Source organism: Dyella sp. (genome assembly GCF_036384435.1).
In the GTDB taxonomy this organism is placed as follows: domain Bacteria; phylum Pseudomonadota; class Gammaproteobacteria; order Xanthomonadales; family Rhodanobacteraceae; genus GSA-30.
On record NZ_DASVMI010000151.1, the window covers coordinates 1 to 4852 of the forward strand.

The 4852-nt window shown below is 61.2% G+C and carries 7 protein-coding genes; 2 read left to right on the plus strand and 5 right to left on the minus strand.

Annotation, left to right across the window (positions count from 1 at the left end):
* On the plus strand, positions 1–222 hold a 222-nt coding region (locus VF436_RS14760), incomplete at its 5' end, for an acyl-CoA dehydrogenase family protein (protein ID WP_330904794.1).
* 387 nt (positions 223–609) lie between these two features.
* On the opposite strand, the gene msrA is transcribed toward VF436_RS14760, so the two are convergent.
* The 5 genes from msrA to VF436_RS14785 all read right to left on the minus strand — a co-directional run bounded on the left by msrA (position 610) and on the right by VF436_RS14785 (position 3433).
* Positions 610–1311 carry a peptide-methionine (S)-S-oxide reductase MsrA gene (msrA, locus tag VF436_RS14765; protein ID WP_330904795.1) on the minus strand — a complete coding sequence of 234 codons (702 nt, stop codon included), beginning with the start codon at positions 1309–1311 and terminating at the stop codon, positions 610–612.
* 72 nt (positions 1312–1383) lie between these two features.
* Positions 1384–1602, minus strand: a complete 219-nt coding sequence (locus VF436_RS14770) for an RNA-binding S4 domain-containing protein (RefSeq protein WP_330904796.1) — start codon at positions 1600–1602, stop codon at positions 1384–1386.
* 114 nt (positions 1603–1716) lie between these two features.
* Entirely contained in the window at positions 1717–2151 is a 435-nt protein-coding gene (locus VF436_RS14775; RefSeq protein WP_330904797.1) for a barstar family protein, read from the minus strand.
* Positions 2148–2567, minus strand: coding sequence for a ribonuclease domain-containing protein (locus VF436_RS14780; protein WP_330904798.1), 420 nt, complete (start codon positions 2565–2567; stop codon positions 2148–2150). Before VF436_RS14780 ends, VF436_RS14775 begins: the two co-directional genes overlap by 4 nt.
* Before the next feature lie 17 nt (positions 2568–2584).
* On the minus strand, positions 2585–3433 hold the full coding sequence (locus VF436_RS14785; protein WP_330904799.1) for a DUF72 domain-containing protein: 849 nt from the start codon (positions 3431–3433) through the stop codon (positions 2585–2587).
* A 128-nt stretch (positions 3434–3561) separates the two neighbouring features.
* Here VF436_RS14785 and VF436_RS14790 point away from each other — a divergent pair.
* A partial coding sequence (locus VF436_RS14790; RefSeq protein WP_330904800.1) for a serine hydrolase domain-containing protein occupies positions 3562–4852 on the plus strand: 1291 nt, incomplete at its 3' end.

Below are 4852 nucleotides of genomic sequence, written 5' to 3' on the forward strand. Positions count from 1 at the left end.
GGTGGCCGCTTCGGTACCGAGGCATCGGTGGCCAAGCTGATGGCGTCGGAAGCGGCGATGTGGATTTCCCACCAGGCCGTACAGATCCACGGTGGCATGGGTTATTCGAAGGAAATGCCGCTGGAGCGCTATTTCCGTGATGCCAAGATCACCGAGATCTATGAGGGCACCAGCGAAATCCAGCGCCTGGTGATTGCTCGCGCCGAAACGGGTTTGCGCTAAGCGTTCTCCTGGTTCGCAGGATCGGGCCTGGCCGCCTTAAGGGGCGGCCAGGCCTTTTTTCTTGGTATGTTCGGAACGACAGCAGCGATTTGCTCGCCATCTCGCACGCCAGGTCGATGAAGATTTCCCCGCAAGCAGCCTGATATCGCTATACCAACTGCGAAGCATCCAGGATGTGCGCCGGACAGTCGTTCGATCGCATGCGCGCGGCAGGATGATCAGTGCAGAAGATGTGCGCGGGCCATCCATACAGCAATCAATGACGGTACGGATCGCTCGTGTAATTCCCTCGGTGAACATGCCCATGGCTTGGTGAAGGCACGTTGCGAGATGGACGACGTACCCTACATCGTTCTGACGCGTGGGCAGTTCACCTGAGGCATGGGCTCAACGCAACTGCACGCTTACGACCTGTTCCTGTGGTCGATAGGCATCGGGGAAATAGCGCTGGAGGTTGACGACCTTAGGCGCATCATTCACCACGATGTAGCGATCATTCGGATGCAGGCGCGCATAGTCCTGATGATAGGCCTCGGCCGGGTAGAATGCCTTGAGCGGAGCGACCTGGGTCACGATGGGGTCGCCGAATGCCTTGGCAGTGCCTAACTGGGCGATATAGGCGCGGGCAATGCGCTCCTGCTCCGGCGTGCTGTAGAAAATGGCTGAACGATACTGCGTGCCGACATCTGGCCCTTGCCGGTTGAGCTGCGTCGGGTCGGTGGCTACGGAGAAGTAGATTCGCAGCAACTGGCCATAACTGACCTGTGCCGGATCGAAGAGGATTTTTACCGATTCAGCGTGGCCGGTATCGCCGTCGCTGACCTGGTCGTAGGTCGCCGTGGCGGCGCTGCCGCCCGAATAGCCTGCCAGGACGCGCTTGACGCCCTTGACGTGCTCAAACACCGCTTGCACACCCCAGAAGCAACCGCCTGCCAGGACGGCCACCTGCTCATCGTGTGCAGCCGACAGCGGCGCATCGGTCGCAGGTGAGGGCAGCGCGCCGGCATCGCGGCTGATGGCTGGTGCACTGCAGGCTGCCACACCCATGGCGATCAGGACGGCAGCGAGGGGTTTGCGCGTAAACGACATGATGCACACTCCAGCGTGAGAGATCGGGCGGGCTGCCCTCCATCCCTGTATTCGCCGCAGGCGCGTGGCCGGTTACTCCGCCTCGCGCACGCGTATGGTGACATCACCCAGGCGCACGGTCTGACCCGCGTGGATCTTGCAGGTCTTGCGCAGTTCACGAACGCCATCGACAGTCACCGCACCGCTGGCAACGATTGCCTTGCCCGCGCCCCCGCTGTCGCACAGCCCGGTGAGCTTGAGCAATTGATTCAGCTCTACGTAGTCGCGATCGAGGTCGAAGTCCAGGTGCATGGGGCGGTAGCGTGTGTCGGTTGGCAGGGGAGCGTAAGGTACGCCCTGGTGATGGGAGATGGGTAGTGGGGGCGCAAATCCATGGGCTTCCCATCAGGGTGAGGGGCACCTGGCTCAGGCGTCGATTTCGTCGAGCGCGCTTTCGGGCAGGGCGAGGAAAGCGAAGAATGGGATCTTGGCGTCGAACCAGTGTTCGGCCGCCTCGTCCAGAACGTCGAGCAGGGTGTCGAATACCTCCTCATTAGCCTCACGCAGGGTCTGGCCGTGCATGAGCAATATCAGATAACCAGGGGCGGCCAGCCACGAGAGGTCGCGCAAGCAGTCGGTCAGTGCATCCCAGTTGGCACCAAAGCCAGCGGGAAAGTGCAGCGCATCGTTGAGATGGCGCATGACCGAGTCTTTGTCCGTGCAGTCGTGCAGATCCACGCGCACGATTCGTAGCGATGTCTGCCGCGCTGCTGCATCCAGTGCGGCGATGTCGTCCTGGGTGGCGAAGAAGACACCGTCGCGGGCGGCGTCGTGGAGATCGATGTCGAACGATATGCTCATGGATGAACCCGGAAGCAGCGAAAGCTGCGGTAGTGATCTTCGGTGTAGTAATAGATCGACGGCGGTGTTCCGCCGGTGATGATGCGCCGGGCTCCGCGATCCTGGCTGCCAGGCGTCTGGACGGTGTACTCGTGGTAGTAGCCATTGGCCTGTGGCGGTAGCAGACCTTCGCGGTTGCCGAAGACTACGCCATCCTGTCGATGTGGAAACGGCCCTTCGTTCTCGATCAGCTTGATCGTCTGGAAGGCTTCCTGTGGCAAGAAACGCGGCAGGATGGGACAGCCGCCGGAGCCTGAGGTGGCGGTCGGCCGATCCTGGCGATCGGCTGCGAGTTGCGTGGGTGCCTGTGGCCGCATGAACATCCATCCAATCAACGCGGCGAGGATGATCAGCGGTAAAATTCGATGGATGCGCATGCGTTGTGCTCCGAATGTCAGGCTGTCTTGTCGATGCGCTTTTGCAGCGCCATCGCCGCCGCCGGATTACGGTGCTTGGCGGCACTGATGAAATAGACGAACACGTCGCGTGACGTGGTTTTCTCAAGCGGTGCGGCGACGTGAGGCAACTGGGGATTGTCCTCGCCGCTCGCCCAGCGCAGTGCGTACGTGGCCCAGGTATCGAGGTCCTTGTCGCGGTAGCCGGTGGCGATCGTATCCTGGCTGGCCATCAAGCGCGCATAAGTGAAGTCGCCCGTGATATCGGCCAGCGACGGATAATCAGGGGAGTCGGTGAAAACGGTGGGTATCCGATAATCACGCGCGAGGTTCACATAGTCCTCGCACAGGAAATCCGGATGGCGCACCTCCAGCACATGGCGCAGGCGTTCGCCGTTCAGGCTTGCTGGAAGAAGTTCAAGAAAGGCTTTGATGTCGTTGGCATCGAAGGCGCGGGAGGGCGCCAGTTGCCACAGGATTGGCCCGAGCCGATTGCCCATTTCGGAAAGGCCGCCATCGATGAAGCCGCGAATCCCCTGGCGTGCTTCGGCCAGGCGCTTGCCCTCGGTGATGTAACGTGGCGCTTTAAGCGAGAACACGAAGCCGTCGGGCGTCTCTGCGGCCCAGCGCGCATACGTGCTGGCCTTTTGCGCGCCATAGTAGGTGCCATTGATCTCAATCGCGCGCAGGTGCCGGCTGGCGTATTCGAGTTCGCGCTTCTGTGCCAGCCCGTCGGGATAAAAGTTCTTCCGCCATGGCGCGTAAGTCCACCCGCCAATACCGACGCGAATCGGACTTGCGATGGGTGTTGTGGTGAACAGGTCGCCCGCGGGGACACTTGAAGGCATGGCTGGCTCCAGACGTGGCGGGACATGATGACACGATTGCCCGGTTCAGCGCCCAGGCATGCCGGTGCTGGCGCGCCGGCGTGTTTCCCGCGATAGTGCGGACTTTGCGATCGATTGGAGTTCTGTCCATGCCTCAACGAATCCTGTCCGCCCGCCTTGCCGGATGCTGCGCGATGGTTGTCCTGGCCGCCGGCCCCGCGATGGCGCAGACGCCCGTCGCCTCGTCCGCGCCCGTCGTGACGGATACGGCACTGCCTGCGCAGTTGCAGGATTTCGGGTCGTACGTGGACGATGCGCGCAAGACTTTCGATGTTCCCGGCATCGCGGTGGCCATTGTCAAGGATGGCAAGGTGGTGATGGAGCAGGGCTTTGGCGTGCGCGAGAAGGGCAAGCCCGAGCCGGTGGATGCGCACACGCTGTTTGCCATTGCCTCCAATACCAAGGCATTCACTGCGGCGTCGCTGCAGATGCTGGCCGAGCAGGGCAAGCTCAACATGGACGACCGGGTCACCGATCACTTGCCGTGGTTCCAGATGTCCGACCCGTACGTGACGCACGAAATGCGCATTCGTGACCTGCTGGCACATCGCAGTGGTCTAGGCCTGGGGGCTGGAGACCTGCTGTATTGGCCGCCGACCTCCTATACGACCAAGGACGTGGTCGAGCGCCTGCGCTTCGTGCCACTGGCGACCAGCTTTCGCAGTGCCTATGCCTACGACAACATCCTGTTCGCCGTGGCGACACTGGTGATCGAGAATGTTTCCGGCGAAAGCTATGCCGATTATCTGCGCAACCATATCTTCAAGCCGGTTGGCATGGATGAAACTTTGGTCGACAAGACGTATCTCAAGCCGGGGATGGATGTGGCAGTAGGCCATGCCAAGTTCGATTTCAAGGATCTCAAGCCAGTGCCGGCCATGGCATGGTCGAACAATTCGGGCGCCGGTGGCATTTATTCCAGCGTGCACGACCTGGCCAAATGGATGAACGTGCAATTGGCCGGCGGCGTGATTTCCGGGCACGGAGACAGCGAACAGCGCCTGTTCAAGCAGGCAAGCCAGGACCAGATGTGGCAGATGTTGACGCCGATGAAGGTTGGCAAGCCGCCTGTGCCTGAGCTTGCCGGAACCAAGCCTAATTTCGCCGGCTATGGCGAGGGTTGGTTCCTTTCCGATTATCACGGCCAACGCCTGGTATGGCACACCGGCGGTTGGCCCGGCATGGTTTCGCGCGTGACGCTGGTGCCCGAACAGCACCTGGGCGTGGTGGTATTGACCAACCAGGAGTCAGGCGCGGCGTTCAATGCCGTGACTTATCGCGTGCTCGACGCTTACCTGGGACATGACAAGACCGATTGGGTGGCTGCCTACGACAAGGCAGTGAAGAAATCCCAAGGCGAAGCAGACAACAGTTGGAAGA